Here is a 25,880-nt window from a genome sequence, read left to right on the forward strand (position 1 = left end):
GGGAGGCACCGTGAGCGAGGGCTTGAGCCGCAGGCGGCTGTTCGGCCTCGGCGCGGCGGGGGTGGCCGCCGTCGGGGCGGGTGCGCTCGCCACCCGCTCCCTCGCGGAGCAGCCGGTCGCGTACGCCTCCGCCGCCTCCGACGCCGTCCCCTTCTACGGCGCCCACCAGGCCGGCATCACCACACCGGCCCAGGACCGGCTCCACTTCGTGGCCTTCGACGTGATCACGAAGGACCGGGGCGAGCTGGTGGAACTGCTCCAGGAGTGGACGGCGGCCGCGGCCCGGATGACCCAGGGCAGGGACGCCGGCACCTTCGGCGCCGTGGGCGGCGCGCCGGAGGCGCCGCCGGACGACACCGGCGAGGCCCTCGGCCTGCCCGCGTCCGGCCTGACGCTGACCGTCGGCTTCGGCCCCTCGCTGTTCGACGACCGGTTCGGCCTCGCCGGCCGCAGGCCCGCGGCGCTGGCCGACCTGCCCGCCTTCCCGGGCGAGGACCTCCAGCCCGAGATCTCGGGCGGGGACATCTGCGTGCAGGCGTGCGCGCACGACCCCCAGGTGGCGGTGCACGCGATCCGCAACCTCGCCCGCATCGGCTTCGGCAAGGTCTCCGTGCGCTACTCGCAGCTCGGCTTCGGCCGCACCTCCTCCACCTCCCGGGCCCAGGCGACGCCGCGCAACCTGATGGGCTTCAAGGACGGCACCAACAACCTCAAGCTGGAGGACACCTCCATGCTGCGCGACCACCTGTGGGCCGCGCCCGGCGACGGACCGGCCTGGATGGACGGCGGCGCCTACCTCGTCACCCGCAAGATCAGGATGCACATCGAGACCTGGGACCGCGCCCCGCTGGCCGAGCAGGAGGCCATCTTCGGCCGGGACAAGGGCAAGGGCGCGCCGCTCACCGGCAAGGACGAGTTCGACGCGCCGGACTTCGCCGCGAAGGGCCCGGACGGGCAGCCGGCGATCGCCGGCGACGCGCACGTACGGCTCGCGCACCCCGACGCGCACGGCGGCGCCCGGCTGCTGCGGCGCGGCTACAACTTCGTGGACGGCTCCGACGGCCTCGGACGGCTCGACGCCGGCCTCTTCTTCATCGCCTACCAGCGCGACCCGCGCAAGCAGTTCGTGCCGATCCAGCGCATGCTGTCGCAGAAGGACTCGCTGAACGAGTACATCAAGCACGTTTCCAGCGGCCTGTTCGCCTGTCCGCCCGGGGTGGTCGACGGCGGCGACTACTGGGGCCGCACGCTGTTCACCTGAGCACTTGTCCTTGAAATAGCGCTTTGTCCATTTTCGAGGCAACTGAATTCCGGCTGGAGAGACCCCGATCGTCGCTTCGATGAATTCACCGTGAACATGCGCGGAATTCCTCGGGATCCATCTTTCCTTCCGCCCGCGAATTTCCCTTTTCTCCCATAATTCGGGTACGGGGAATTCAGAGCCACGGGGCGAAGGAAACCGGGAATGAAGCGTTGGATCGGGGTCGGGCTGGCGCTGCTGCTGGGTGTGGCCGTCGTCCTCGCCCTCGTGCTCGGCGACGACCGGGGCGACGGTGACGGGCAGGGCGACGGGCGCGGCGACGGACAGGGAGCGCTCACGACGGTCCGCGGCGTCATCGGCTCGGAGAAGAAACCCTTCTTCGACGACGCCGCGGTCAGGGCGGCGTTCGCCAGGCACGGGCTGCGGGTCGAGGTCGACACCGCGGGTTCCCGCGAGATCGCGTCCACCGTGGACCTGCGCCCGTACGACTTCGCCTTCCCCTCCAGCGTCCCGGCGGCGGAGAAGATCCGGCAGACGCGCAAGATCTCCCGGACGTACTCGCCGTTCTACTCGCCGATGGCCGTCGCGACCTTCCAGCCGATCGTGGACGTGCTGGCGAAGGCGGGGGTGGTGCGCGACTCGGGCTCGGGCTACCAGGTCCTCGACCTGCGGCGGTTTCTCGACCTCGTCGCCCGGGGCACCCGCTGGGACGCGCTGCCCGGAAACACCGCCTACCGGGCGCGCAAGCGGGTCCTGCTGACCACCACCGACGTCCGCACGTCGAACTCCGCCGCCATGTACCTCGCGGCGACCAGCTACGTGGCCAACGGCGACGACGTCGTCAGCTCCCGGGAGCAGGTCGCGGCCGCGGCCGCGAAGATCGCGCCGCTCTTCCTCGACCAGGGTTACTCCGAGTCGAGCACCGAGGCGCCCTTCGAGGACTATCTCGCGCTCGGGATCGGCAAGACCCCGATGGTGGTGATCTACGAGGCGCAGTACGCCGCGCGGCTGTTCGCGGGCGGCGGGGCCGTCCGCCCCGACATGCGGCTGATCTACCCCGCGCCGACCGTGCTGAGCAAGCACACGCTCGTGCCGCTCACGGCCCGGGCCGCCGAGGTCGGGCGGCTGCTGCAGGAGGACCCGGAGTTCGCCCGCCTCGCCGCGAGGCACGGCTTCCGCACCGCCGATCCCGGGGTGTTCGCGGGCCTGGCGGCCAAGGCGAAGGCGCCGGTCCCCGGAAGCCTGGTCGACGTGGTCGAGCCGCCCGCCTACGACCGTCTGGAGGAGCTCGTCGCGACCATCGAGCGGCGCTATCTGGCCGGTGCGAAGCCGTCGTCCTGACCCCCCTTGTCCAGGAAGACAGTTTCCAGGAAGAGTCCCAGGAAGAGAGGACATCCGTGTCCGAAGATCTCGTGCTGACCCCGCCCGCCCCGGTGGCTGCGGTGCCGGTCGAGAAGGCGGCCACCATGCTGCCGCTCCCCGGCGAGCGCGCCGGCGAGCTCGCCCGGAAGGCGGCCGGCTTCGCCGACGAGCTCGGCACGCTCGACCACCGGTCGCCGGAGTTCACCAGGAAGGTGCACGACATCACCTCGATGGGCGACTCGGAGATCCGCGCCTCGTCCCAGGTGGCCAACCGGATGCTCAGGCGCCCGGTGGCGGCGCTGGCCTCGGCCAAGGGTGAGGGCGCCGACGGTCAGGCGCGGGTCGCCGGGCAGCTCGTGGCGCTGCGCCGGACGATCGTCGACCTCGACCCGAAGCAGGCGACCGCGGGCACCCGGCGGCTGCTGGGCGTCATCCCGTTCGGCGACCGGCTGCGCGACTACTTCGCCAGGTACCGCAGCGCGCAGAAGCATATCGACGACATCATCCGGGCGCTGAAGTCCGGGCAGGACGAGCTGCGCAAGGACAACGCGGCGATCGAGGGCGAGAAGGCGAACCTCTGGGAGTCGATGACGAAGCTCCAGGAGTACGCCGTGCTGGCGGCGGCGCTCGACTCGGCCCTCCAGGAGCGGATCGACCGGATCGAGCTCACCGACCCGGAGAAGGCGAACGCCCTGCGGTCGGACGCGCTCTTCGGGGTGCGCCAGAAGCACCAGGACCTGCTGACCCAGCTCGCCGTGTCGGCCCAGGGCTACCTCGCGCTCGACCTGGTGCGCAAGAACAACCTGGAGCTGATCAAGGGGGTGGAGCGGGCGACCACCACGACGATCGCGGCGCTGCGCACGGCCGTCACCGTGGCCCAGGCCCTGGCCGGCCAGAAGCTCGTGCTCGACCAGATCACGGCGCTGAACGCCACCACCTCCGACCTGATCCTCGCGACCAGCGAGATGCTGCGCACCCAGGCCGGGGACATCCAGACCCAGGCCGCCGCCACGACCGTGAGCATGGAGACGCTGAGCAAGGCGTTCGACAACGTCTACTCGACGATGGACATGATCGACGGCTTCCGGGCCAAGGCCGTGGAGAGCATGGCCGTCACCGTCGGCAACCTCACCGTGGAGCTCGACCACGCCCGGGTCTACCTGGAGCGGTCCCGCCGCGCCGACGAGGCCGCGTCATGAGGCGAGCGCTCACGGCCGCCCTGGCCCTGCTGCTGGCCGCCACGGGCGCCTGCTCGGGCGGCGGAGCCGAGTCCCCGCCGGACGACCCCGCCGTACTGCGCGTCCTGGCGGGCAGCGAGATCAAGGACCTGGAGCCGCTGCTCGCCAAGGCGGCCGGAGCGGCGGGCGTGAAGGTGTCGCTCTCCTACACCGGCACCCTGGACGGCGCCGAGCAGGTGGCGAGCGGCGCCGCGGACGGCCGCTACGACGCCGTCTGGTTCTCCTCCAACCGCTATCTGTCCCTGATCGACGGGGCGACCGCGCGCCTGTCCACCCAGACCAAGATCATGGTGTCCCCGGTCGTCCTCGGCCTCACCCGCGCCAAGGCCCGCGAGCTGCACTGGGACACCGGCGAGGTCACCTGGACCGACATCGCCGAAGCCGCCGCCGGACACCGCTTCACCTTCGGCATGACCAACCCCGCGTCGTCCAACTCCGGTTTCTCCGCCCTGGTCGGGGTGGCGGCGGCGCTGTCGGACGCGGGCGAGGCGCTCGACCAGGCCCAGATCACGGCCGTCACCCCCAAGCTGACCGGGTTCTTCGCCGCCCAGACCCTCACCGCCGGCTCCTCCGGCTGGCTCGCCGACGCCTTCCGCCGGCGCGCTGACGTGGACGGGCTGATCAACTACGAGTCCGTGCTGCTCGGCCTGCGCTCCGCCGGAGGCGAGCCGCTCACACTGGTCTACCCGGCGGACGGCGTCGTCACCGCGGACTACCCGCTCACGCTGCTCGCGTCCTCGCCGAAGAAGGCGCAGTACGGCAAGCTGGCGGCCTGGCTGCGCACCCCGGCGGCGCAGCGCGAGATCATGACGACCACGGCCCGCCGGCCCATCGTGCCCGAGGTGCCGCCCGACGCCAGGTTCGGCACGGCCCCGCTGCTGGAGCTGCCCTTCCCCAACCGGCGCAGCGCCGCCGACGCGCTGATCAGCGCGTACCTGAACAAGGTGCGCCGCCCGTCGCGCACGCTGTTCGTACTGGACACCTCCGGGTCGATGGAGGGCGACCGCATCGCGGCGCTCAGGGCGGCGCTCGCCACGCTGACCGGCGCGGACACCTCCGTGTCGGGGCGGTTCTCCCGGTTCCGCGACCGGGAGACGGTCACCCTGCTGCCGTTCAACACCGGGACCGGCCCGGGGAGCACGTTCACCGTGCCGGAGGGCGACCCCGCACCGGTCCTGGCCCGGATCCGGGCGTACGGCGACGGCCTGGAGGCCGGGGGCGGCACCGCCATCTACGACGGCCTGCGCGCGGCGTACCAGACGCTCGGGAGCGAGCAGGACGGCGGAAGCTTCACCTCGGTGGTCCTGATGACCGACGGCGAGAACACCGACGGCTCCTCCTACGAGGACTTCGCCGCCTTCCACCGGACGCTGAACACCCACGTCCCCACGTTCGTCGTGCTGTTCGGCGACAGCGACGTCTCCGAGATGCGCCAGGTCTCCGATCTGACCGGCGGCGCGGTGTTCGACGCCCGGCAGGCCTCCCTCGCCTCGGCGTTCAAGGAGATCCGTGGCTACCAGTGACCGCGTCCTCGCCTACCTCGGCTCGCTGCGGAACATCGTCGGCTCCGCGCTCGCGCTCGGCGGTCTCGCGCTGCACTTCCTCGGACTCGCCGGGTCGCTGTGGCCGGTGGTCGTCGCCGGGCTGTACGGCGTGGGCGCCCTGCTCACCCCGCCCGACCGGGTCCGGCTGACGATCTCCAACGCCGAGGTGGAGACGCGCGCGCTGCGGGCCGACCTGGACGCCCTCGTGGCGAAGGTGACGACCGCCCGCTTCCCCGAGGACGTGGTGGCGAAGGTCGGCGACCTCGCCGGGATCCTGCGTGAGGTGCTGGCCAGGGCGGAGGCGCTCACCTCCGCCCCCGACCACCTGCACGTCGTCTCGCAGGCCGTCCGCGACTACCTGCCCACCAGCCTGGAGGCGTACGCGAACCTGCCCAGGTCGTACGCGCTGACCCGGCGGGGGTCGCGTGAGCGCAGCGCGCACGAGGAGCTGATGGCCCAGCTCGGCCTGCTGGAGTCGGGGCTGTCGGCCGTCGCGGAGGCCGTCTACCAGGGGGACGAGCAGGCCCTCAGGGACCAGGGCCGGTTCCTGCGGGACCGCTTCGGGGGTTCTTCACTCGACTTGTAGAGCGGGAGGGCCGGCGGTCACAGGCGCGACTCGTACACCGCCCTGGCCTTCTCGACGAGGTCGAGATGATCGCGGAGCTGGGCCCTGGTGTGCAGCCGGGCCCGGTCCCTGATCAGCTCGTCGAGCAGGTCGAGCCAGCGCAGGCACCATCGGACGTCCTCGGGGCGGGCCACGTGCCGTCCCCGCACGTCGAGATGGACCGGGCTCGTGTGGGCGTACGCCCGGCCGCCGGGTGACCGCGGATGGGCGCCGCCGCGGGCGACCGCGACCACGTAGACCGGCGCGTCCACCGTCAGGGACACGGTGATCTCGGGACCCGGTCCCTCGGCCGTCACGCCGTCCGCGGTGCGGATCTCCAGGTGCTCCACCTCCGGCCCGACAACCCGCGCCCGGACCGTGACCGTCTCGCCGCCGTCCAGGTTGAGCGTCTCCCCCGGGCCCAGGCCGTCCACCGTGAGCTCCAGCCAGGGGCCGGTGGTGGCGAACGTGTGGCCCCGCCGTACGGCCTCGGCGAACGACTCGGCGCCGAGCGGGCCGTCCACGCGGGCGTAGACGCGTTCCCAGCCCGGCGGGCTGGAGACCGTGTCCTGGCGGGTGAACGACAGCATGGCGTCGGTCCCGGCGAGCGCGGCGAGGCGGTTGCCCGCGCCGAGCAGCCTCCGGTAGACCTCGGCGGTCCCCGGCGTGGCCGACAGGTCGCTGAAGTGCAGCACCTCCATCCCGTCGACCAGGCCGAGCGCGGCGTCCACCACCAGGGCGCGGCCGGAGCAGTTCCTGGCGCCGCCCGCGACGACGTCCTCGGGCGAGGAGACCGGCCCGTGGAAGGGGTGGGCGTACCCCAGCACGGCGCGCGGCTCCCGCAGGTCGCCGCAGACGGTCCCGTTGGGCGGCCAGTCGGCGTCCGCGCCGAAGCCGGTGTGGCAGACGGCGGGCGGCGCGGCGATCCCGAACACGTGGACGTGGCCGAAGAGGTCGTTGCGGTACTCCACGCCCATCCGGGCCACGTGCCCGGCGTCCGACCACGGCAGGTCGCGACCGGCCCAGTGCCGCAACGCCTCCAGGTCGTAGACCCGGTCGCCCGCGACGTTCCCGGCGACGAGGTTCAGCACGTGCAGGTCCTCGCCGTGCTGCGCCGCCGCCGCCTCGAAAGGGGCCGCGACCAGGTCACCCGCCCAGTTCAGGTGGACGTGCAGGTCCGCGCCGTACCAGCCCCGGGCGGCGGCGTCGTACAGCCGTTGCGGCGTCAGCCCGACCAGCGTCTCCTCCCCCTCCCTCGGGACCACCGTGGTCTCGGCCACGCCGTACTCCATGCCGCGGGTCACCCTGATCGCGACGGGCTCGGCGGGGACGGCGAGCACGAGGTCGTCGCCGTGGAAGAACGGCACGTCGTCGTTGTCCCGCCGCTCCGGCGCGCCGTCCGGGTACCACCCCTGGCCGTCCCGGGACGTCACGCTCCAGCGGCAGGGGAAGCCCGCGCGCAGGCGCAGCCGCGCGGCCCGCGCCGACCGGGTGAGCCCGGACAGGTCCACCGCCTCGCCGTCCACGGTCAGCGTGGTCGCGGTCGTGACGTCGAGGAGCCGGGCGCCGCCCGCGGCGATCGCGTACGGCACGCCGCCGGCCGTCACCTCCACCCGGCCCGGCAGTGCGGAGTCGACCAGCAGGACGATGGGGACGGCCCCCGGGGACAGCAGCGGCCGGGCCGGGCCGTGCTCCAGGCGATGGCCGTCCGGGGTCAGTCGCAGCACCACCAGGCCCCGGGGGACCTCTCCGCCCAGCGCGTCCCGGAAGGCCGCGTCGAGGTCGGGCCCGTAAGCCATCCGCCCGGCCACCGGGGGAAACCGGAGGAACGGCATCATCCGGACGTATCCCAGCGGCGGCTCACCCCAGGTGATCCCGTGCGCGGACAGCAGCGCGCCGTACTCCCGCAGCGCCCGCTCCACCTGTGGCGGCGTCATCGGGTCGTGGGTCATTCGCACCTCCCCGTAGTCGAATGCGGCCACATCGTGGCACGGTTTCGACCGGAGAAAACGTGCAATTGCACGTGCCCGGGCCCACGGGTAGCGATCTGTCTCACCCGGGGGAAAGGTGATGACCCGAGTGCCCCCAGGATTCCACCGGCGTTCCGTACCCGCCCCTCCGGAGGCACACGCGGCGGGCCCCGGCGGCGCCCGTGCGTCAGGCGGGCGAGGCCCGTGCGTCAGGCGGGCGGAGGCTCCGCGGCGGTGCCCGCGCCGGACGCCGGGCTCTTCCCGGCGTCCGGGCCGGTGGCGTCCCCGGTGGCGCCCCCGGTGGTGCCCGACGCGTCGGGAGCGGCGGGCAGGAAGGCCGCGAGAATGCGGTCGGCGGCGAGGGCCGGGGTGAGGGTGCCGTCGAGGACCTGTCGCTCGATCTCCGGCGCGAGCGGCGCGACCGTCTCCCGCAGCATGGCCATGAGGCGGTCGGTGACCAGCGCCCACGTCCACTCGACCTGCTGGCGGCTGCGCCGGCCGGCGAGGTCGGCGCCCTCCTGGTGACGCACCACGTGCGCCCACAGCTCCTCCAGGCCCGCGCCGGTGAGCCCGCTGCAGGTCAGCACCGGCGTGGCCGAACGCAGCAGCCGGAGCGCCCCCGACAGCTCCCGCGCGGCCCGGCGCGCGGCCATCTCGTGCTCACCGTCGGCCTTGTTGACCGCGATCACGTCCGCGAGCTCCAGCACGCCCTTCTTGATCCCCTGGAGCTGGTCTCCCGTACGGGCGAGGGTGAGCAGCAGGAACGTGTCGACCATGTCGGCGACCGTGGTCTCCGACTGGCCGACGCCGACGGTCTCGACGAGCACGACGTCGTAGCCGGCCGCCTCCACGACGACGACGGCCTCCCTCGTGGCCTTCGCCACGCCGCCGAGCGTCCCGGCGGTCGGGGACGGCCGGATGAAGGCGTCCGGGTCGGCCGACAGCTTGGCCATCCGGGTCTTGTCCCCCAGGATGCTGCCGCCCGAGCGCCGCGACGAGGGGTCGACGGCCAGCACGGCCACCCGATGCCCCTGGCCGGTGAGATAGGTGCCGAGGGCCTCGATGAAGGTCGACTTGCCGACCCCCGGCACCCCCGACACCCCGACCCTGCGGGCCTTCCCGGCGTACGGGGTGAGCTCGACCAGCAGCCGCTGCGCCAGCTCCCGGTGATCGGCCCTGGTCGACTCCACCAGCGTGATCGCCCGGGCGGTCCACCGCCGGTCGCCCGACAGCACGCCCTCGACGTAGTCCTCGACCACCGGTGCGGTCACTTGTGGCCCAGCCGTGCGGACAGCTCGCCCAGCAGCTCCAGCGCGGCGTCGGCGATCACCGTGCCGGGCAGGAAGATCGACGAGGCGCCCGCGGCCCGGAGCTCCGCCACGTCGCCGGGCGGGATCACCCCGCCGACCACGATCATGATGTCTGCCGCGCCGAGCCCGGCGAGCGCCTCGCGCAGCGCGGGCACCAGCGTCAGGTGCCCGGCCGCGAGCGAGGAGACCCCGACCACGTGGACGTCCGCCTCGACGGCCTGCCGGGCGACCTCCTCGGGCGTCTGGAACAGCGGGCCGACGTCGACGTCGAAGCCGAGGTCGGCGAAGGCGCTCGCGATCACCTTCTGGCCCCGGTCGTGGCCGTCCTGGCCCATCTTCGCGACGAGGATCCGGGGCCTGCGGCCCTCCGCCTTCTCGAACTGCGCGCTCGCCTCGCGGACCTGGTCCGCGGCGCCGCCCACCTCCGCCCGGTACACCCCCGATATCGTACGGATCTGGGCGGCGTGCCGTCCGAAGACCTTCTCCAGCGCGTCGGAGATCTCCCCGACGGTCGCCTTGGCCCTGGCCGCGTTCACCGCCAGCTCCAGCAGGTTCTCCCCGCTCGCCGCGCCCTTGGTCAGCGCCTCCAGCGCCCCGGCGACCGCGTCGGCCGAGCGCTCCTCGCGGAGCCTGCGCAGCTTCTCGATCTGCTGGTCGCGCACCGCCGTGTTGTCGACCTTCAGCACCTCGATCGGCTCGTCGGCCTCGAGGCGGTACTTGTTGACGCCGATCACCGGCTGGCCGCCGGAGTCGATGCGGGCCTGCGTGCGGGCGGCCGCCTCCTCGATGCGCATCTTGGGCAGCCCCTGGTCGATGGCCCTCGCCATGCCGCCGGCCTGCTCGACCTCCTGGATGTGCTTCCACGCCGCCCGGGCCAGCTCGCGGGTCAGCCACTCCACGTAGTGGGAGCCGCCCCACGGGTCGATCACCCGGCCGGTGCCCGACTCCTGCTGGAGCAGAAGCTGGGTGTTGCGCGCGATCCGCGCCGAGAAGTCGGTCGGCAGCGCGAGCGCCTCGTCCAGCGCGTTCGTGTGCAGCGACTGGGTGTGCCCCTGGGTGGCCGCCATCGCCTCCACACAGGTCCGTACGACGTTGTTGAACACGTCCTGCGCGGTCAGCGACCAGCCCGACGTCTGGCTGTGCGTGCGCAGCGACAGCGACTTGGGGTTCTCCGGCCCGAAGCCCTTCACCAGGCGGGCCCACAGCAGCCGGGCGGCGCGGAGCTTGGCCACCTCCATGAAGAAGTTCATGCCGATGCACCAGAAGAACGACAGCCGCGGCGCGAACTCGTCGATGCCGAGCCCGGCCCCGACGCCCGCCCGCAGATACTCCAGGCCGTCGGCCAGCGTGTACGCGAGCTCCAGGTCGCAGGTCGCCCCGGCCTCCTGAATGTGGTAGCCGGAGATCGAGATGGAGTTGAACTTCGGCATGTTCCGGGAGGTGTACTCGAAGATGTCGGAGATGATCCGCATCGACGGGCCCGGCGGGTAGATGTAGGTGTTGCGGACCATGAACTCCTTGAGGATGTCGTTCTGGATGGTCCCCGCCAGCTTGTCGGGCGTGACCCCCTGCTCCTCGGCGGCGACGATGTAGAGCGCCAGGATCGGCAGCACCGCCCCGTTCATGGTCATCGACACGCTCATCCGGTCGAGCGGGATCCCCTCGAACAGCTGCCGCATGTCGTAGATCGAGTCGATCGCCACGCCCGCCATGCCGACGTCGCCCGCGACGCGCGGGTGGTCGGAGTCGTAGCCCCGGTGGGTCGCGAGGTCGAAGGCGACCGACAGGCCCTTCTGCCCGGCGGCGAGGTTGCGCCGGTAGAACGCGTTGGACGCCTCCGCGGTGGAGAACCCGGCGTACTGCCGGATGGTCCACGGCTGCGTGACGTACATCGTGGGATACGGGCCGCGCAGGAACGGCGCGAGACCGGGATAGGTCCGCGGGGCGCCGTCCGCCCCGAGGTCGGCGGCCGTGTAGAACGGCTTCACCGCGATGCCCTCGGGGGTCTCCCACGCCGGCCCGCCGCCGGGGACCTCCGGCGCGGCGGCGCCCGATCCCAGATCTATCTCCGAGAAATCCGGAATCATCGGCTCACTCCCAGGTCGTCGAACGTCGCGCGGAGCACCCCGAGCGCGTCGCATCCGGCGTACACATTGGCGTCCACCCCTTCATACTCGCCCTTCCCCGCCAGCCACACCTTCCGCGCCCCCGCCTCCCGGAGCGCCGCCGCGACCGCCGCCGCGTGCTCGCCGTACAGGCGGTCGCTGGAGCACAGGCAGGCCACGGGGGCGCCGGACTCGCGGAACGCCGCGGCGATCGCGGCCGGGTCGGTGCCCGGCCCGCCGGCGACCGTCGCGATGCCGCCCGCGGCGAACAGGTTGGCCGCGAACGTCGCCCTCGCGGTGTGCGCGGCGATCGGCCCGATGGTGGCGAGGAACACCGTGGGCCGGCTCGGCTGCGCGTCGGCGAGGTCGCGCAGCGCCTCGAACTCCTCGGCGTGGCGCACCAGCGGCAGCCCGTCGCCGGGCGTACGGGCGAGGCCGGGGCCCGGCCTCCGGGTGACCGGTCTCTCCCCCAGGTCGGGGAACTCGCTGACCCCGGTGATCGGGTCCCGCCGGTGGGCGATGTTCACCGCCCGCGCGGCGCGCGTCTCCGCCAGTCGCTCCGGGACCAGCCGCTCCAGCGCCGCGGCCATCCCACCGGACCGCTCGATCTCCTGGAACCACTCCCAGGCCCGGCGGGCGAGGTCGTCGGTGAGCCGCTCCACGTACCACGAGCCCCCGGCGGGGTCGGCGACCCGGGCGACGCCGGCCTCCTCCACCAGCAGCGCCTGGGTGTTGCGCGCGATGCGCCGGGCGAACGCGTCGGGCAGCCCGAGGCAGGCGTCGAACGGCTGCACGGTCACCGCGTCGGCCCCGCCCGTCCCGGCCGCGAAACAGGCCAGGGTCGTGCGCAGCATGTTCACCCAGGGGTCCCGCACCGTCATCATCGCCGAGGACGTGACGGCGTGCTGAAGCTGGCGCCCCGGCCCTCCGGCGACCTCGGCCACCCGCGCCCACATCCGCCGCGCCGCCCGCAGCTTGGCGATCGTGAGGAACTGGTCGGCGGTCGCGGCGTACCGGAACTCGATCTGGCCCAGCGCCTGCTCTACCGTCAGTCCCGCGCCGGTCAGCGCCCGCAGATAGGCCACGCCCGTCGCGATCGAGCAGCCGAGCTCGTCGGCGTCCGCGCCGCCCGCGTCGTGGTACGGCAGCGCGTCGACGGTGATCGCCCGCAGGCCGGGGTGATCCGCCGCGCAGCGGCGGGCGAGCGTCACCGCGTCGTCCAGGACGGCCGGCGCGCCGGTGCGGGCCGCCAGCCCGATCGGGTCGGCGCCGAGGTTCCCGCCGGGCAGCGCCACGTCCCCGGCGAGGCGCAGGAACGCCTCCGCCGCCTCCGCCGTACGGGGCCCGGCGTCGAGGACGACCGGGGCGAGGTCGAGCAGGACGCCGTCCAGCACGGCCGGCAGCGCGGCGGGGTCGATCGAGGTCAGGTCGAGCCAGAGGGAGGTGACGCCGTTCTCCAGGTCGGCGTGGATCGCCTCGCGGGTGACGGCCGGGTCGGGGTCGGCGTGCCGCTGCCGCACGTCCCACAGGCCGGGTCCGCGGACTACGCGCGGCGCGTCGGGCAGGTCGCTCGCGTCGTACAGCGCGGCGATCCGGACACCGTCATAGGAGATGGTCGACAGGGCGTCCTCGGCCGCGTCGTCCGTCCCCTCCCAGCCGGTTTTGCGCAGCACCCCGAGCGCGAGCGCGCGCCACCGTTCCCGCGTTGCCTGCGGAAATCCTGCGGTGGGATCGGCGAGGTCGTCGAGTTCAACAGGCGGCACCGTCATGAACCGGATGCTATGGGCATTCTCGCGTCGGCGGGGCAACTGGCCCCGAGTCTGGGGTCCCCGGGTCCCGAATCTGGGGACGGCGAGCGTCGCCCGGACGCCTCACGGAGGCGTGCCCGGCACCGGCGACGCGGGAGAGAGCCGGACTCCGTGTGGCGACGGCGCCCGCGGATGTCGTACGCAGGACGCCTAGGATCGGGCGGCATGGCGCTGCGACCTGTCATGGTGAACATCAAGGCCGTCGATCACGCGGCGGTCGGCCGGTTCTGGGCGGAGGCGCTCGGCTGGACCGCTCACAGCGGAGGATCCGGCGTGACCACCTACGCCGCGCCCGCCGGCGACCTCGTCTGGCCGCACCCGGTCGCCGTGTGCGTCGACGTCGTCACCGTCCCGGAACCCAAGACGACGGCGAAGAACCGGGTGCACCTCGATCTCGCCACCACCTCGGCGGCCCATCAGGCGGACCTGGTCGCGCGCCTGGTGGATCTCGGTGCGACGCCGGCGGATGTCGGCCAGGGCGAAGTGCCGTGGACGGTTCTGGCCGACCCGGAGGGCAACGAGTTCTGCGTGCTGGAGCCCCGGGAGAGGTACCGGGACACCGGCCCGATCGCCGCGGTGGTGGTCGACTGCGCGGACCCGCGGGCCATGGCCCGGTTCTGGGGCGCGGCTCTGGACTGGACCCTGCACGAGGTGACCGGCGACCAGGCGACGCTGCGCTCCGCCAAGGGCGTCGGCCCATATCTGGAGTTCCTCCGCACGCCCGGCGTGAAGACCGTGCCGGACCGCGTCCATCTCGACCTGCTGCCGTACCCCGGTGACGACAAAGCGGCGGAGGTGGCCCGGCTGCGGGCCCTCGGCGCCACCGACCTCGACCTCGGCCAGGGCGACGTCCCGTGGACGTGCCTGGCCGACCCGGAGGGCCACGAGTTCTGCGTCCTCGCCCTCTCCTGACGCGGAGCCTGGACGACACTCTCTGATGTGCGGGCGGGAGGTGCCGCACGCGCCCCGCCCGGACCGCGGACAACGGCTACCGCGGGTACGGGCTGGTGAATCGGCTCATTGGCGAAGCGCTACTCGGTGAACAGCTCGTGGGCCGAGGTGACGGTGACGGCCCGGCGTACCCAGGTCCGCAACTGGTCCAGGTCCTGGCAGCGGCGGATCCGCTCGCGTACGTCGTCGGGAATCTCCAGGCCCCGGGTCTCCAGCACGCTGAGGATCGCATCGATCTCGCCTTCGGCGCGTCCCTCCACCAGTCCCTCCGCGCGGCCCTTCGTGCGGCCTTCCGTGTGGCCTTTGGCGAGCCAGTGGGAAAAGTACTTCTCGCCGAGGTGCTCGAAGTCCTGAATGGTGGTCACCATCTCCTCCAGACGCTTGACGGTAACTGCGGGTAGCGAACTGAACACGTAGTCCAAATATACCGTCGCCCGGTCCTCGTCAAGCGTCGCGAGCCCGGCCAGCAAGGCCTCCAGGGCGGGCCCGTCCTCTGCTTCCTCGGGGTGGGCCACGACCGACATGACCGCGAGTTCCGGGCAGGTTCGCGCGGCCTCGGGGTCGGTGACGAGCGGGATGTCGCCGGGCTCGATCGCCAGCGGGGTGATGACGCCGCCCGGGCCCAGGCCGATGGCCTGCCGGCACCAGCGGGCCACGGCCCGGTCGGGACAGATGACCAGCAGCGCGGTGTCGCACTTGTAACGGGAGCGCAGCGTCGTGACGTAGACCGGCCAGCTGAACCGCTTGCCCCGGTCGTGGCCGCGCTGCACCTCCACGATCACGGCCAGCGTCGCCGCTCCGGCCTCGTCGCGGACCACGACGACCGAGTCGGCGCGGCGTTCGACCGGCACCGGCTGGGTGCTGTCCACCGATTCCACCCGGGCGGCCGTGAAGGGCGGGATCGGGACCCCGGTCGCGACATGGAGGAGCTCCAGCGCGGTTTCCGGCCGGTTGTGGATGAGAGCGATGGGCATCTCGTGGTCGAGTCCAGGCATGGCCGGGATATTACTATGAGTTGCCCATTGATTACTTTGAGTTCTGCGAACCTGTGTGGGGGCTTCCTGAGCGTGCGTCTCTCGGAGTGATCAAGGTGGCGGGAAGCGCTCCCCGGCGTCAGGAATGGGGGGTCCGGCTTCTGGGCCTGACCTCCGGTTGCCTGTGCCTTCTTTCGTACATGGCGGCCTGCAGCCGGGCGACGTCTTCGAGGTCCTTGGGGCGGCGGGGCATCCCGGGAACCCAGACCGGCATCATCCGCTTGATCTCGATCTGCGCGGCGGGACTGATGATCGGGCATCGCAACCGGCCCAGCCGGCCGGGCTCTGCGTCGAGCATTCCCTCCGGCCAGGGCTCCCCCTTCCACGGGCCGCCTGCGACCACCACCCGGCCGTCTCCGTCCGTCGCCAGAAGTGCGAAGCTCAGTTCCACGTCCCCGCGGCCGAAGTCCAGTTGCTGCTCGGGCGGCGGGCCGGGTATCGGTTCGTAACCGCGCCCCGTCAGCTTCGCGGCCAGGCCGGGCGCGTCCTCCGCCCAGACGAACCAGTCGACGTCCCTGTGGTCGCGGGTGATCTCACCGAGGTAGAAGTCCATCGCCCAGCCACCGCGCAGCCAGACCTGGACACCGATCTCCCCCGCCAGGCCGATCACCTCGTCGATCGCGTGCAGGTGCCGAGCCGCGCGTTCTTCATCCACGTATGGGACGCTACGCCACGATCTTTACGCTTGGGCACCCCCGGGCGTGCGGGTCAGTCCCCGCCGGATTCGAGATAACCGGTCAGGTAGGTCAGCGCCGCGGCGGCGTCACCGCCGGGGCCGTGCGGCCGGCGCAGGTCGTCGACGAAGGCGGCGATGTCGGCGAGCCGCCACCGGAGAGGATAGAGAGCGAGGCCGGCCGCCGTGACGGCCCGGCCGGTGAGGCGGGTGTAGCGAGCGAGCACGTCGCCGCCGTCGCCGGTCTCGTCCTCGCCGAGCATGCGGGCGAGGGCCGGGGTGAGCATCCACAGGTCCCGCTCCGGAGGAGCGACCAGCACGGTGTCCCAGTCGACGAGTCGCGGACCGGCCGGGGTACGCAGGATGTTGCCGGGGTGCGGTTCGCCGTGTGTGACGACCCACGGCGTTCCAGAGTCGCGCACCTGCTCGACGCGTGAATCGAACTCGGCGAGCGACCTCCGTACCTGCCCGGCATGGGCGGTCAGCAGCGCACGGGCCGGCTCGGCGTACGGCCCGCCGGTCCACTCGCGATCGAGGTCCCGCAGCGCCTCCACCAGCCCGTCCCGGCCGGGCAGCGCCAGGTCGGACCGGGGCGCGACGTCCGCCACGAGCGGGGTCGCCTCGTGCAGCGCGGCCAGCAGGCCGGCCAGCTCGGCGCGGTCCTCGGGCCGGTGCGCGCCGAAGTGCCCGGCGGCGCCCTCCACCATCGGGAACACCGACAGGGCGTACCGCGAGGTCAACCGCCGAACCAGGGCGCCGGTCGCGGCCGGGATCGGCGCGAGCACGAAGTCGAGCGCCGCGTCCCGGCGCAGTGCCAGCGCGACGCCGAACGCCCGCTCGATGCCGTGGAAGGCGTTATCGCGTCCGGCGCCCCCGGCGCCGAGGTCGTCCACCTTGACGAACCACGCCTGCCCCCGCCGATCCACCACCGACCAGTGATGGCTGCCCGCGCCCACCGGGAGGTACTCGGCTGAGCGGGGCTCCATGCCCCAGCCCTCGGCCAGCGCGATCGTGAGCTCGGCCTCCGCCAGGTCGGCCGGTCTGTCCCTCATACGGCGAAAGTGTGGCCGATCCCGGGGCCCGGACGCGGATCGTTTCCCGCATGGCGGGATCGGCGGCCGTGCGCGCGCCGAGGCCGGATCCGGGGTCAGGACTTGGCGGCGAAGGCCGCGTCCCAGGTCTGCTTGCCGACGATCCCGTCGACGTCGAGGTGCTTGTCCTTCTGGAACCGGCGGCACGCCTCCTGGGAGTCCGGCCCGTACGCGCCGTCGACCGTGATGTCGTAGCCGAGCGTCTTCATCCGTGACTGCCAGGCACGGACGTCGTCACCCTGCATCACGGGGGGATACTTCAGCAGCCGCCCGGGCCACTTCTGGGTGGGCTGCGGTCCGGGCTTGGGATCGGGCAGGCTGGTGCCGCCGGGGCGGGGGGCGCCCTTCTTGACCCAGGCGTACAGGGCGTCGCCGGGGCAGTCGGTGGAGTAGCCGTCGCGGTGGCCCTTGATCTCCTTGCCCGCGCCGCCCTTCGCACGGAGGTACTCCACCGCGTCGAGGATGGCGTGCAGGATCCCGTCGGTGGGCTGGACCAGCCCGGCGTTGCCGACCAGGCCGAGCACGGCGTAGTGGCCGGAGTTGAGGCCGGGGCCGTTGGCGGCGGGCAGGTGACCCGGCCCGCGGCCGACGAACACCTTCCGGTGCGGGCACGCGACCATCGAGTAGCCGATGTCGAGCCAGCCGTTGCCGTCCATGTGGAAGTTCTGGATCGACTTGACCATGGCCACGCACTTGGCGTGGTCGCGGACGATGCCGGGGTCCACACGTCCGCCGGTGTAGTGGACCTTGACGCCCCGGGTGGAGGCCAGCGAGGAGTACGAGCCCCTGGGCGAGCGCGCCCCCCAGTCGGCGCGGGACACGAGATCGATGGCCACAGTTCTCTCCGTAGAAGCCGTACAACTGGACACCGAGGGTAGCGGTAACTCCTCAGCAACCACTGCCTTTTGCCGATAAGAAACCGCTTAAACGGCAAGCAAACTGAATAGAGTGATAAATCCGTCGACAATCCATGTCGAACGTCGAGATCATGACCGTATGTCCGTTGTCAGGGAGGTCGACTTCACTCCGCCGTCCATGCCCACGCCCCCGCCGCCGTCCGGGCCTTCCGGACCCTCCGGACCGTTGGGGCCGTCCTCCGGACCGCCGGCTCTGCCGATGCGGATCTGGCTCGACGACGCCGACAGCCCGGCCGACGTGATCGACGCCCTCGCGCTGTCGCCGTTCGCCACCGGGGAGCAGCCCTGGTCGCGTACGACCAACCTCAGCCGGGTCCGCGCCGACGCCCCCCTCGCGGCCGAGGGTGGCCGCCTGCTGCGCGTGGCACAGCACACCGACGGGTACGAGACCCGGCTGTTCGCCGGTGAGGGGTGGACGCTGCGGGTGGTCCGCAACCTCAACCGGTCGGCGATGCTCACCGCCACGGCCGTCAGCGAGGAGCTCGCCGGCACGGTCCTGGAGCAGGCGACCAAGGGCGCGGAGGAGGAGCCGCCGGGCGGCGACCACGTGCGGATGGGCTTCTGGTGGAGCTCGGGCCACGGCCCCCGCCGCTCCGCCAAGCCGATCACCACCTCGTCCTGGCAGGACATCAGGCGGAACTACCCGGCGGCGGCCGCCGGTCGCCTCGACGCGCTCATGGCGGTCGACTCCCACGACGTGGCCGGCCGGCTGATCCTCCTGCACGGCCCGCCGGGGACCGGCAAGACGACGCTGCTCCGTACGCTGGCGCGCGAGTGGGCGTCGTGGTGCCAGGTCGACTGCGTGCTCGACCCCGAACTGCTCTTCAACGACCCCGGCTACCTGATGGACGTCGCCGTCGGCTGGGACGGCCCGGACGACGACGACGAGGAGCCGCGCTGGCGGCTGCTCGTCCTGGAGGACTGCGACGAGCTGATCCGCGCCGAGGCCAAGCAGTCGACGGGTCAGGGCCTCTCGCGCCTGCTCAACCTGACCGACGGGCTGCTCGGCCAGGGCCGGGACGTGCTCGTGGCCATCACGACGAACGAGGACCTCAGCCGGCTCCACCCGGCCGTCGTACGGCCCGGCCGGTGCCTCGCCCAGATCGAGGTCGGCCGGTTCGACCGGCCGCAGGCGGCGGAGTGGCTGGACGGCGCGGCGGCGACTCCCCCGGACGGCGCCACGCTCGCCGAGCTCTTCGCCCTGCGGGACGGCCGTCCGGCGCCCCTCCCCGAGCCGCCCGCCACCACCGGGCAGTACCTCTGAACGACAGGTCCCCGGCCCGCCGGAGCCGGGGACCTGCGTCCGCCGGCGAATCGATCACGGACGCCGCTCGGGGCGCCGAGGCCGCTCAGCCGAGGCCTCTCAGCCGACGTGATCAGGCGCGGGTCGGGCACGCGACCGCACCATCGGGACACCCCCGCGCGCTCTCACCGGCAGGGAGCATCTCGGCATACATTTCGATTTCGGCCACCTCCGCGCGAATCGCCGCAATGGCAAGGCCCACCACCCGCCGCCATTCCCCGCACCCGCCGGTATCCGCTTTTTTCAGCTTTGACGCATCCGGCCCACCAGGGGTTTTGATCGTCGCGGCGAATTCCTTGCGCTGCATCTGAATGAAGATCGGGTAGGCACGAGTTCATCGCGTCAGAGCGATCACGGGATTTCCCAGAAACAGCTCGATCTGATGCGCCATGTCCAGATCGCATGCTGTATGCGCATTCTCGGGAGAATTCGTGCGCGTTCTTTCTCGCAAAGCGTCCCTGGCCGCCTGCGCCCTCACCGTGGCGGCCCTGACCGGAGCCCCGGCCCAGGCCTCGGCCACATCCGGGCAGGCCGCGGCCGGGTCCGCCAAGGGCGTCCCGGCCGCCGCGTCTCCGGCCCGGAGCGCGAACTGGGGCACGCCCTGCGGACCGCCGTTCGTGCAGGACGACAAGCTCCTCGGACCGCTGGTCCTGCCGCGCACTTCCCCGCTGAGCGAGATCCTGGCCGGCTACCGGCGGTACGGCGGCCTCATTCCGGCCGACTTCCTGCGCCGTTATCTGAACCCGGCCACCAACTTCTACCGCTTCCCTCCGGACTCCGGCTTCGCGCACGCGGACGGGTTCAGCAACGCCCGCGTGCTCGTCACACAGGTCAAACTGCCGATCGGCTACAAGGTGGACCGCTTCGGCGGGGAGACCGGCGCGTTCCTCGCCCCCTACGGCACGCCGTTCCCCGCCCGGGCGCTGCCGCCGAGCAACCTCAACAACGCGCCCAACGACCCCCACCTGTGCAACTACCACGTCTACCGGGTGATCCGGCCGTTCTACGTCGACGGCGGCCCGGCGGCCCCGGCCTTCCAGCAGCCCGGCCAGGGCGAGCAGTTCCACACGATCGCCCGGTACATCCCCGGCGCGCCGGCCAACCCCGACGGCGAGGTCTCCATCGGCTGGCTGGTCGGAAACGGCTACCTCCTCCCTCTCAACTGACGGCCCCGTCATCCGTCGGCGGTGAGGCGCAGGACCAGGCCGGCCACCTCGTCCGGGCGAGACAGGAACGGGTGGTGGCCCGCGTCGATCTCCACCACCCTGCCCGCCCGCGACGGCCTCCTCGTCGCAGTCCTGCAGGAACGCCTCCGTCGCCGTCTCCGGGCGCACGCCGAACGTCCCGTCGGAGCCGAAGTCGAGGTAGGGCGAGGGCCCGCCGTCCCCGAAGGACGACAGGCTCTCGCCCGGCTCGGGCAGGAAGCTCGTCACGAACAGCAGGTGCCGCACCGAGGGCAGCCCCGCGGCGGCCTCGGCCACGACGACGCCCCCATAGCTGTGCGCCACCACCACGACCGGACCGGCGACGGACGCGAGATGCGCGCGAACCGCCGCCACGTCGTCGGGCAGCGACGGCCCGTCGGCGCCCGGGAGCCGCCCGCCCTCATGGCCCTCTCCGCAGCTCGGCAGGGGCGGCGCGCCGCTGGGGACTCCCTCGGACTCCAGGATCGCGGCGGTGCGGTGCCACCACCACGCTCCGTCCCGTACGCAGGCTCCGTGGACGAACACGACACGCACGACGGCCTCCTCCGACGACGGTAGGCTTATAAGCGTAATGCCTGTTACGTGAAAGGCGGCCGCGATGCCCCGGCGTCCCCAGCCGGAGATCAGGGCCAGGCTGCTCGCCGCCTGCGCCGACCACCTCCTCGCCCACGGCCTGCCCGCGAGCCTGGCCTCCCTCGCCACGAGTGCCGGCACCTCGCCGCGCATGCTGATCTACCACTTCGGCACCCGGGAACGGTTGCTGCGCGAGGCGCTCCAGCAGGCGAGGACCCGTCAGCTCGCGTTCTTCCGGAAGGCCCTCGCGCCACGGGACGAGCCGTACGCGCGGACGCTGGAGCGGGCCTGGCGCACGCTGACCGGCCCGGAAGGCGCGCCGTTCCTCCGGCTGTTCGGCATGGTGCACGGCACGCCCGAGGGGGCCGCCCTGTGGCCGGACTTCCGCGAGGCCGCCACCACGGACTGGCTCGGCGTGCTGGAGGAGGGCCTGCGGCCCGAGCACGGCGAGGCGGCCCCCGCCCTGGCGACCGCGACGCTGGCGGTCGTACGCGGGCTGCTCCTGGACCGCGACGCCACGGGAGACGACGGCCGCACGGCCGCCGCCTTCACCGCGTTCCTGCGCCTGCTCGGCCCGGACGGAGCACGGCGCGCGATGCCGTAGCGTCCGTGTGTCGGATACGTAAACCATCCGATGCGCCAGGTCAGGGCGGAAACCACAATCGGCGAGGTGGTCACCCTGCTGTATGCCGAGCGGAGCCCCAGTTGAGCCTCGTCGTCCTGCACCGATGGTCCGTCGGCGGGCAGGAGGACGGGACGGCGAAGTACCTGGACCCGTTCGCGCCCGGCGGTGAGCGGGAATGGCCCTACACCCGCTGGACCTCCGAGGAGCGGGAGATCGGCTTCCCGGCCACGCAGCTCGTGCCGTCGTGGACGGCCGCCGCGCCCCCCGGCGCGTGGCTGGAGATCGAGATGCGGGCCCGGACCGTGAGCGGCGCCCTGACCAAGTGGTACGTCATGGGCCGGTGGGCCGAGAGCGACGCCGACATCCACCGCACGTCCCTGCCGGGCCAGGGGGACGCCGACGGCGACGTGGCGGTGGACACCCTCGTCGCGGCCCGGCCCGTCACGTCGTACCGGGTGCGGGTCACCCTGTACGGCGGCGGCGGCCACGTGCGGTCGCTCTCCGTGATGGCCTCCTCCGTACGGCCGGGCACGAGGGGCGGCGCCGCGCCGGGAACCACGGGAGCACCAGGCGCGCGGGGGGTCGAACTGGACGTGCCGTGCCGGTCGCAGAAGGCGCACCTCGGGCACTACCCGCAGTGGGACGGCGGCGGGGAGTCGTGGTGCAGCCCCGCCGCGTTCACCATGGTGCTCGGCTACTGGGGACGCGGGCCCGCCCCGGCGGACCTCGCCTGGGTGGCCCCCGGTGATCCGTGCCCGGCCGTTGACCACGCCGCCAGGGACATGTACGACCACAGCTACCAGGGCACCGGCAACTGGCCGTTCGGCGTCGCGTACGCGGGCCGCTACGGGCTGGACGGCTTCGTCACGCGGCTGCGCTCGCTGGGCGAACTGGAGCGTTTCATCGCCGCCGGAATCCCGGTGATCACCTCACAGGCGTTCCGCGAGCACGAGCTTCCCGGCGCCGGATACTCCACGAGCGGCCACATCATGGTCGTCACGGGGTTCACGGCGGAGGGCGACGTGATCGCGAACGACCCCGCCGCGCCGGACGACGACGGCGTACGGCGGATCTACCCGCGCGCCGCCTTCGAGAGCGTCTGGCTGCGCGGCACGAGCAGCGGGGGGATCGTGCACATCGTCCACCCGCCGGGTACGACTCTTCCGGACTCGGGGGGGAACTGGTGACGATTCGGGCCGTGGACGTCGCGCGGGTGGACGACCGCCCGCTGTGGGTGGAGATCTCGGGCGACGAGGTCTGGTGGGACGAGCCCCGGCCGCACGAGGGCGGCCGGCGCTGCGTGGTGCGGCGGACGGCCGGCGGCGCGATCGAGGACGTGCTGCCGCAGGGCTGGAACGCCCGGAACCGGGTGATGGAGTACGGCGGGCGGTCCTGGCGCGCGCACGAGGGCCGGCTGGTGTTCACCGACTGGGCGGACGGCCGGATCCACCTGTGCTCCCCCGGCGGGGAACCGGTCCCGCTCACCCCCGAGGGCCCCGCCCGCTACGCCGACCTGGTGGTGCGCGGCGACGAGGTCTGGTGCGTGCGGGAGCAGGGCGGCCCCCGGAGCGCGGACCGCGACATCGTGGTGGTGCCGCTCGACGGCTCCCCTCTCCGCGGCGTGGTCGCGTCCCACCGCTTCCTGATGAACCCCCGGGTGTCGCCGGACGGCCGCACGCTCGCCTACATCGGCTGGAACCACCCCGACATGCCCTGGGACGCCACCGAACTGTGCGTGGCGCCCGTCGCCGGCGGCCCGCACCGGGTGCTGCTGTCCGGCGTGTCCACCTGCCAGGCCGAGTGGCGCGACGACGAGAGCCTTTACGTCGTGACCGACCCCACCGGCTGGTGGAACATCCACCTCGTGGGGCTGGACGGCACGACGTGCGACCTCACCCCCGTCCCCCTGGAGTTCGGCGACGCCACCTGGAAGATCGGCGGCACGTTCTTCGCCGTCGCCGGCGGGCGGATCGCCGCCGTGTACGGCACCGCCGACGAACGGCGGCTCGGCGTGCTCGACCGGCCCCTGCCGAACGGCTCGGGCGGCGCCGCCATCCGCGACGTCGGCGGCGGCTACACCTTCTGGGCGCCCACCCTGTCGGCCCAGGGCTCCCACGTCGTCGGCGTCGCGGCCTCGCCGCACCGGCCGTACGAAGTGGTGCGGGTCGACCTGGACACCGGGCGGCACGAGGTGCTCTCCCCCGGCAAACCGGTGCCCGGCGACGCCGAACTGCCCACGCCCGAGGCCGTGACCGTCGACGGCGTCCACGCCCACGTGTACGCCCCGCCCGGCGGCGGGCCCGCGCCGTACGTGTTGTTCGTCCACGGCGGGCCGACCGGGTCGGCGGCGCCGGTGCTCGACCTGGAGATCGCCTACTTCACCAGCAGGGGCATCGGCGTCGCCGAGGTCAACTACGGCGGCTCGACCGGATACGGCCGGGCCTACCGCGAGCGCCTGCGGCACAACTGGGGGGTCGTCGACGTCCGCGACTGCGAGACCGTGGCGCGGTGGCTGCTGCGCACCGGGCGGGCGGAGAAGGTGGCGATCAGGGGCGGCAGCGCGGGCGGCTGGACCTCGATGGCCGCCCTCGTCCACAGCGACGTCTTCTGCGGGGCGGTGTCCCACTACGGCATCTCCGACCCCGAGCGCTGGGCGGCGCAGACGCACGACCTGGAGTCGCACTACCTCGACGGGCTGATCGGCCCGCTGCCCGAGACCCGCGACCGGTACCTCGACCGGTCGCCGGAACGGCACGCCGCGCGGGCGTCGGGCCCGGCGCTGCTCCTGCACGGGCTGGAGGACAAGGTGGTCGATCCCGCCGAGTCCGAGCGCTTCGCCGCCGCGCTCGCCCGGCACGGCCACCGGTGGGCGTACCTCACCTTCGAGGGGGAACAGCACGGATGGCGGCGGGAGGACACCATCGTCCGGGCGCTGGAGGCGGAGCTCGCGTTCTACGGGATAGTCTTCGGCTTTCCCACGCCCGAGGTCCCACCGCTGACGCTGCACGACGGGGAGGCACATTGAGCGAGGTCGCGGCGATCTGTTCCGAACTGCTGAGGATCGACACCACCAACGACGGGTCGGGCGACGGCCCGGGCGAACGGCGGGCCGCCGAATACGTGGCGTCCCTGCTCGCCGAGGCCGGGATCGAACCGGTGGTGTTCGAGTCGGCGCCGCGCCGCACCAGCGTGGTCGCCCGCATCCCCGGCGACAGCCCCGACGCGCTGCTCCTGCACGGGCACCTCGACGTCGTGCCCGCCGACCCCGCCGAATGGCGTACGCACCCGTTCTCCGGGGAGATCGAGGACGGCTGCGTACACGGCCGGGGCGCGGTCGACATGAAGGGCACGCTCGCGATGACCCTCGCGTGGGCCCGCGAGAACGCGCGCCGGGGCGTGCGGCCCCGGCGCGACCTGGTGCTGGCGTTCCTCGCCGACGAGGAGGCCACCGGGGAGTACGGCGCGGGGCACGCGGTGGAGCGGCACCGCGACCTGTTCGAGGGCTGCACCGAGGCGATCAGCGAGTCCGGCGGTTTCTCCTGGTACGAGGGCGATGTCCGCGTCTATCCGGTGGCCGTCGGGGAGCGCGGCACCGCGTGGATGCGGCTGACCGCCCGCGGCGTGCCGGGGCACGGGTCCAAGCCCGCCGTGGACAACCCCGTCGCCGAGCTGGCCGCCGCCGTCGCCCGCATCGCCGCCCACGACTGGCCCGTACGGCTCACGCCCGAGGTGGCCCGGCTGATCGAGGAGCTGTCGCGGGCACTCGGCCGGCCGATCGACGTCGACCGGCTGGACGAGGAGATCGAGCGGTTGCCCCGCGCGGCCGCCCTGTTCAAGGGCGTGCTGCGCAACTCGGCCAACCCGACGATGCTGAACGCGGGATACAAGGTCAACGTCATCCCCGGTACGGCAGAGGCCCACGTCGACGGCCGTTTCCTGCCGGGACAGCGCGACGAGTTCCTGGAGACCGTCGACCGGCTGCTCGGCCCGAAGGTCTCCCGCGAGTTCGTCAGCTTCGAGGAGGCCGTCTCCTCCCCCGCCGACGGCCTGTTCGACGAGCTCACCGCCGCCCTGCTCGCCGAGGACCCCGCCGGCAGGCCCGTGCCGTACGTGATGACCGGCGGCACCGACGCCAAGTGGTTCGCCAGGATCGGCATCCGGGGATACGGCTTCGCGCCGCTGCTGCTGCCGCCCGGCCTCGACTACTTCGGCATGTTCCACGGGCTGGACGAGCGGGTCCCCGTCGAGGGCCTGGAGTTCGGCGTCCGCGTCCTCGACCGCCTGCTGACGGCGTGAAATAAGGTGT

General features: G+C 72.8%; 21 protein-coding genes and 1 pseudogene. 12 read left to right on the forward strand and 10 right to left on the reverse strand.

Annotation, left to right across the window (positions count from 1 at the left end):
* Nucleotides 1–10 precede the first annotated feature (10 nt).
* The 5 genes from efeB to HHX37_RS17605 all read left to right on the forward strand — a co-directional run bounded on the left by efeB (nucleotide 11) and on the right by HHX37_RS17605 (nucleotide 5,991).
* Nucleotides 11–1,261 carry an iron uptake transporter deferrochelatase/peroxidase subunit gene (efeB, locus tag HHX37_RS17585; RefSeq protein WP_310738054.1) on the forward strand — a complete coding sequence of 417 codons (1,251 nt, stop codon included), beginning with the start codon at nucleotides 11–13 and terminating at the stop codon, nucleotides 1,259–1,261.
* Between the two features lie 204 nt (nucleotides 1,262–1,465).
* Entirely contained in the window at nucleotides 1,466–2,602 is a 1,137-nt protein-coding gene (locus HHX37_RS17590) for a hypothetical protein (RefSeq protein ID WP_182886108.1), read from the forward strand.
* Between the two features lie 56 nt (nucleotides 2,603–2,658).
* On the forward strand, nucleotides 2,659–3,822 hold the full coding sequence (locus HHX37_RS17595) for a toxic anion resistance protein (protein ID WP_310740417.1): 1,164 nt from the start codon (nucleotides 2,659–2,661) through the stop codon (nucleotides 3,820–3,822).
* Entirely contained in the window at nucleotides 3,819–5,384 is a 1,566-nt protein-coding gene (locus tag HHX37_RS17600; protein WP_182886109.1) for a VWA domain-containing protein, read from the forward strand. The genes HHX37_RS17595 and HHX37_RS17600 overlap by 4 nt, the downstream gene beginning before the upstream one ends.
* The gene (locus tag HHX37_RS17605) at nucleotides 5,371–5,991 is read left to right on the forward strand and encodes a hypothetical protein (protein WP_182880627.1); all 621 of its coding nucleotides are present in this window, start codon (nucleotides 5,371–5,373) and stop codon (nucleotides 5,989–5,991) included. Before HHX37_RS17600 ends, HHX37_RS17605 begins: the two co-directional genes overlap by 14 nt.
* 17 nt (nucleotides 5,992–6,008) lie before the next feature.
* Here HHX37_RS17605 and HHX37_RS17610 read toward each other — a convergent pair whose 3' ends face one another.
* The 4 genes from HHX37_RS17610 to HHX37_RS17625 all read right to left on the reverse strand — a co-directional run bounded on the left by HHX37_RS17610 (nucleotide 6,009) and on the right by HHX37_RS17625 (nucleotide 13,163).
* Nucleotides 6,009–7,961 (reverse strand): CehA/McbA family metallohydrolase, encoded by a 1,953-nt coding sequence (locus HHX37_RS17610; RefSeq protein WP_310740418.1) that lies wholly within the window; start codon nucleotides 7,959–7,961, stop codon nucleotides 6,009–6,011.
* Between the two features lie 227 nt (nucleotides 7,962–8,188).
* Nucleotides 8,189–9,250, reverse strand: coding sequence for a methylmalonyl Co-A mutase-associated GTPase MeaB (gene meaB, locus HHX37_RS17615; RefSeq protein WP_182886110.1), 1,062 nt, complete (start codon nucleotides 9,248–9,250; stop codon nucleotides 8,189–8,191).
* Nucleotides 9,247–11,376: a methylmalonyl-CoA mutase gene (gene scpA, locus HHX37_RS17620; RefSeq protein ID WP_138461086.1), complete on the reverse strand. Its 2,130-nt coding sequence runs from the start codon at nucleotides 11,374–11,376 to the stop codon at nucleotides 9,247–9,249. Before scpA ends, meaB begins: the two co-directional genes overlap by 4 nt.
* On the reverse strand, nucleotides 11,373–13,163 hold the full coding sequence (locus HHX37_RS17625) for a methylmalonyl-CoA mutase family protein (protein ID WP_182886111.1): 1,791 nt from the start codon (nucleotides 13,161–13,163) through the stop codon (nucleotides 11,373–11,375). Before HHX37_RS17625 ends, scpA begins: the two co-directional genes overlap by 4 nt.
* Before the next feature lie 204 nt (nucleotides 13,164–13,367).
* Between HHX37_RS17625 and HHX37_RS17630 the strand changes: the two genes are divergently transcribed.
* On the forward strand, nucleotides 13,368–14,114 hold the full coding sequence (locus HHX37_RS17630; RefSeq protein WP_182886112.1) for a VOC family protein: 747 nt from the start codon (nucleotides 13,368–13,370) through the stop codon (nucleotides 14,112–14,114).
* Nucleotides 14,115–14,233: 119 nt separating this feature from the next.
* On the opposite strand, the gene HHX37_RS17635 is transcribed toward HHX37_RS17630, so the two are convergent.
* From HHX37_RS17635 to HHX37_RS37765, 4 genes are all read right to left on the reverse strand, one after another.
* Nucleotides 14,234–15,148 carry a hypothetical protein gene (locus HHX37_RS17635; RefSeq protein ID WP_182886113.1) on the reverse strand — a complete coding sequence of 305 codons (915 nt, stop codon included), beginning with the start codon at nucleotides 15,146–15,148 and terminating at the stop codon, nucleotides 14,234–14,236.
* A 118-nt stretch (nucleotides 15,149–15,266) separates the two neighbouring features.
* Nucleotides 15,267–15,842: a nucleotidyltransferase domain-containing protein gene (locus HHX37_RS17640; protein WP_182880633.1), complete on the reverse strand. Its 576-nt coding sequence runs from the start codon at nucleotides 15,840–15,842 to the stop codon at nucleotides 15,267–15,269.
* A gap of 53 nt (nucleotides 15,843–15,895) precedes the next feature.
* Nucleotides 15,896–16,912 carry a phosphotransferase gene (locus HHX37_RS17645; protein WP_220502942.1) on the reverse strand — a complete coding sequence of 339 codons (1,017 nt, stop codon included), beginning with the start codon at nucleotides 16,910–16,912 and terminating at the stop codon, nucleotides 15,896–15,898.
* Nucleotides 16,913–17,007: 95 nt separating this feature from the next.
* Entirely contained in the window at nucleotides 17,008–17,787 is a 780-nt protein-coding gene (locus tag HHX37_RS37765) for an N-acetylmuramoyl-L-alanine amidase (RefSeq protein ID WP_182886114.1), read from the reverse strand.
* Between the two features lie 280 nt (nucleotides 17,788–18,067).
* Here HHX37_RS37765 and HHX37_RS17655 point away from each other — a divergent pair, with 280 nt between their 5' ends.
* Nucleotides 18,068–19,132: a DUF5925 domain-containing protein gene (locus HHX37_RS17655; protein WP_111701548.1), complete on the forward strand. Its 1,065-nt coding sequence runs from the start codon at nucleotides 18,068–18,070 to the stop codon at nucleotides 19,130–19,132.
* Between the two features lie 112 nt (nucleotides 19,133–19,244).
* Here the strand turns inward: HHX37_RS17655 and HHX37_RS17660 are convergent, their stop codons facing one another.
* Nucleotides 19,245–19,478, reverse strand: coding sequence for a hypothetical protein (locus HHX37_RS17660; protein WP_182886115.1), 234 nt, complete (start codon nucleotides 19,476–19,478; stop codon nucleotides 19,245–19,247).
* Between the two features lie 124 nt (nucleotides 19,479–19,602).
* Here HHX37_RS17660 and HHX37_RS17665 point away from each other — a divergent pair, with 124 nt between their 5' ends.
* Complete coding sequence (locus tag HHX37_RS17665; RefSeq protein WP_182886116.1) at nucleotides 19,603–20,337, forward strand: TNT domain-containing protein; 735 nt, start codon at nucleotides 19,603–19,605, stop codon at nucleotides 20,335–20,337.
* Between the two features lie 150 nt (nucleotides 20,338–20,487).
* On the opposite strand, the pseudogene HHX37_RS38235 reads toward HHX37_RS17665, so the two are convergent.
* Nucleotides 20,488–21,090: pseudogene (locus tag HHX37_RS38235) on the reverse strand (alpha/beta fold hydrolase); the annotation flags it as partial.
* On the opposite strand from HHX37_RS38235, the gene HHX37_RS36805 reads away from it, so the two are divergent.
* The 4 genes from HHX37_RS36805 (at nucleotide 20,975) to HHX37_RS17690 (ending at nucleotide 25,870) form a co-directional block, all read left to right on the forward strand.
* Nucleotides 20,975–21,553, forward strand: coding sequence for a TetR/AcrR family transcriptional regulator (locus tag HHX37_RS36805; RefSeq protein WP_182886117.1), 579 nt, complete (start codon nucleotides 20,975–20,977; stop codon nucleotides 21,551–21,553). The pseudogene HHX37_RS38235 and the gene HHX37_RS36805 overlap by 116 nt on opposite strands.
* A 101-nt stretch (nucleotides 21,554–21,654) precedes the next feature.
* Nucleotides 21,655–22,761: a C39 family peptidase gene (locus tag HHX37_RS17680; protein ID WP_259406536.1), complete on the forward strand. Its 1,107-nt coding sequence runs from the start codon at nucleotides 21,655–21,657 to the stop codon at nucleotides 22,759–22,761.
* Complete coding sequence (locus tag HHX37_RS17685) at nucleotides 22,758–24,599, forward strand: S9 family peptidase (protein ID WP_310740419.1); 1,842 nt, start codon at nucleotides 22,758–22,760, stop codon at nucleotides 24,597–24,599. Before HHX37_RS17680 ends, HHX37_RS17685 begins: the two co-directional genes overlap by 4 nt.
* Nucleotides 24,596–25,870: a M20/M25/M40 family metallo-hydrolase gene (locus HHX37_RS17690; RefSeq protein WP_182886276.1), complete on the forward strand. Its 1,275-nt coding sequence runs from the start codon at nucleotides 24,596–24,598 to the stop codon at nucleotides 25,868–25,870. Before HHX37_RS17685 ends, HHX37_RS17690 begins: the two co-directional genes overlap by 4 nt.
* The last annotated feature ends 10 nt before the right edge of the window (nucleotides 25,871–25,880 follow it).

The sequence above is a fragment of the Microbispora sp. H10885 genome (genome assembly GCF_014161415.1).
Lineage (GTDB): Bacteria > Actinomycetota > Actinomycetes > Streptosporangiales > Streptosporangiaceae > Microbispora > Microbispora triticiradicis.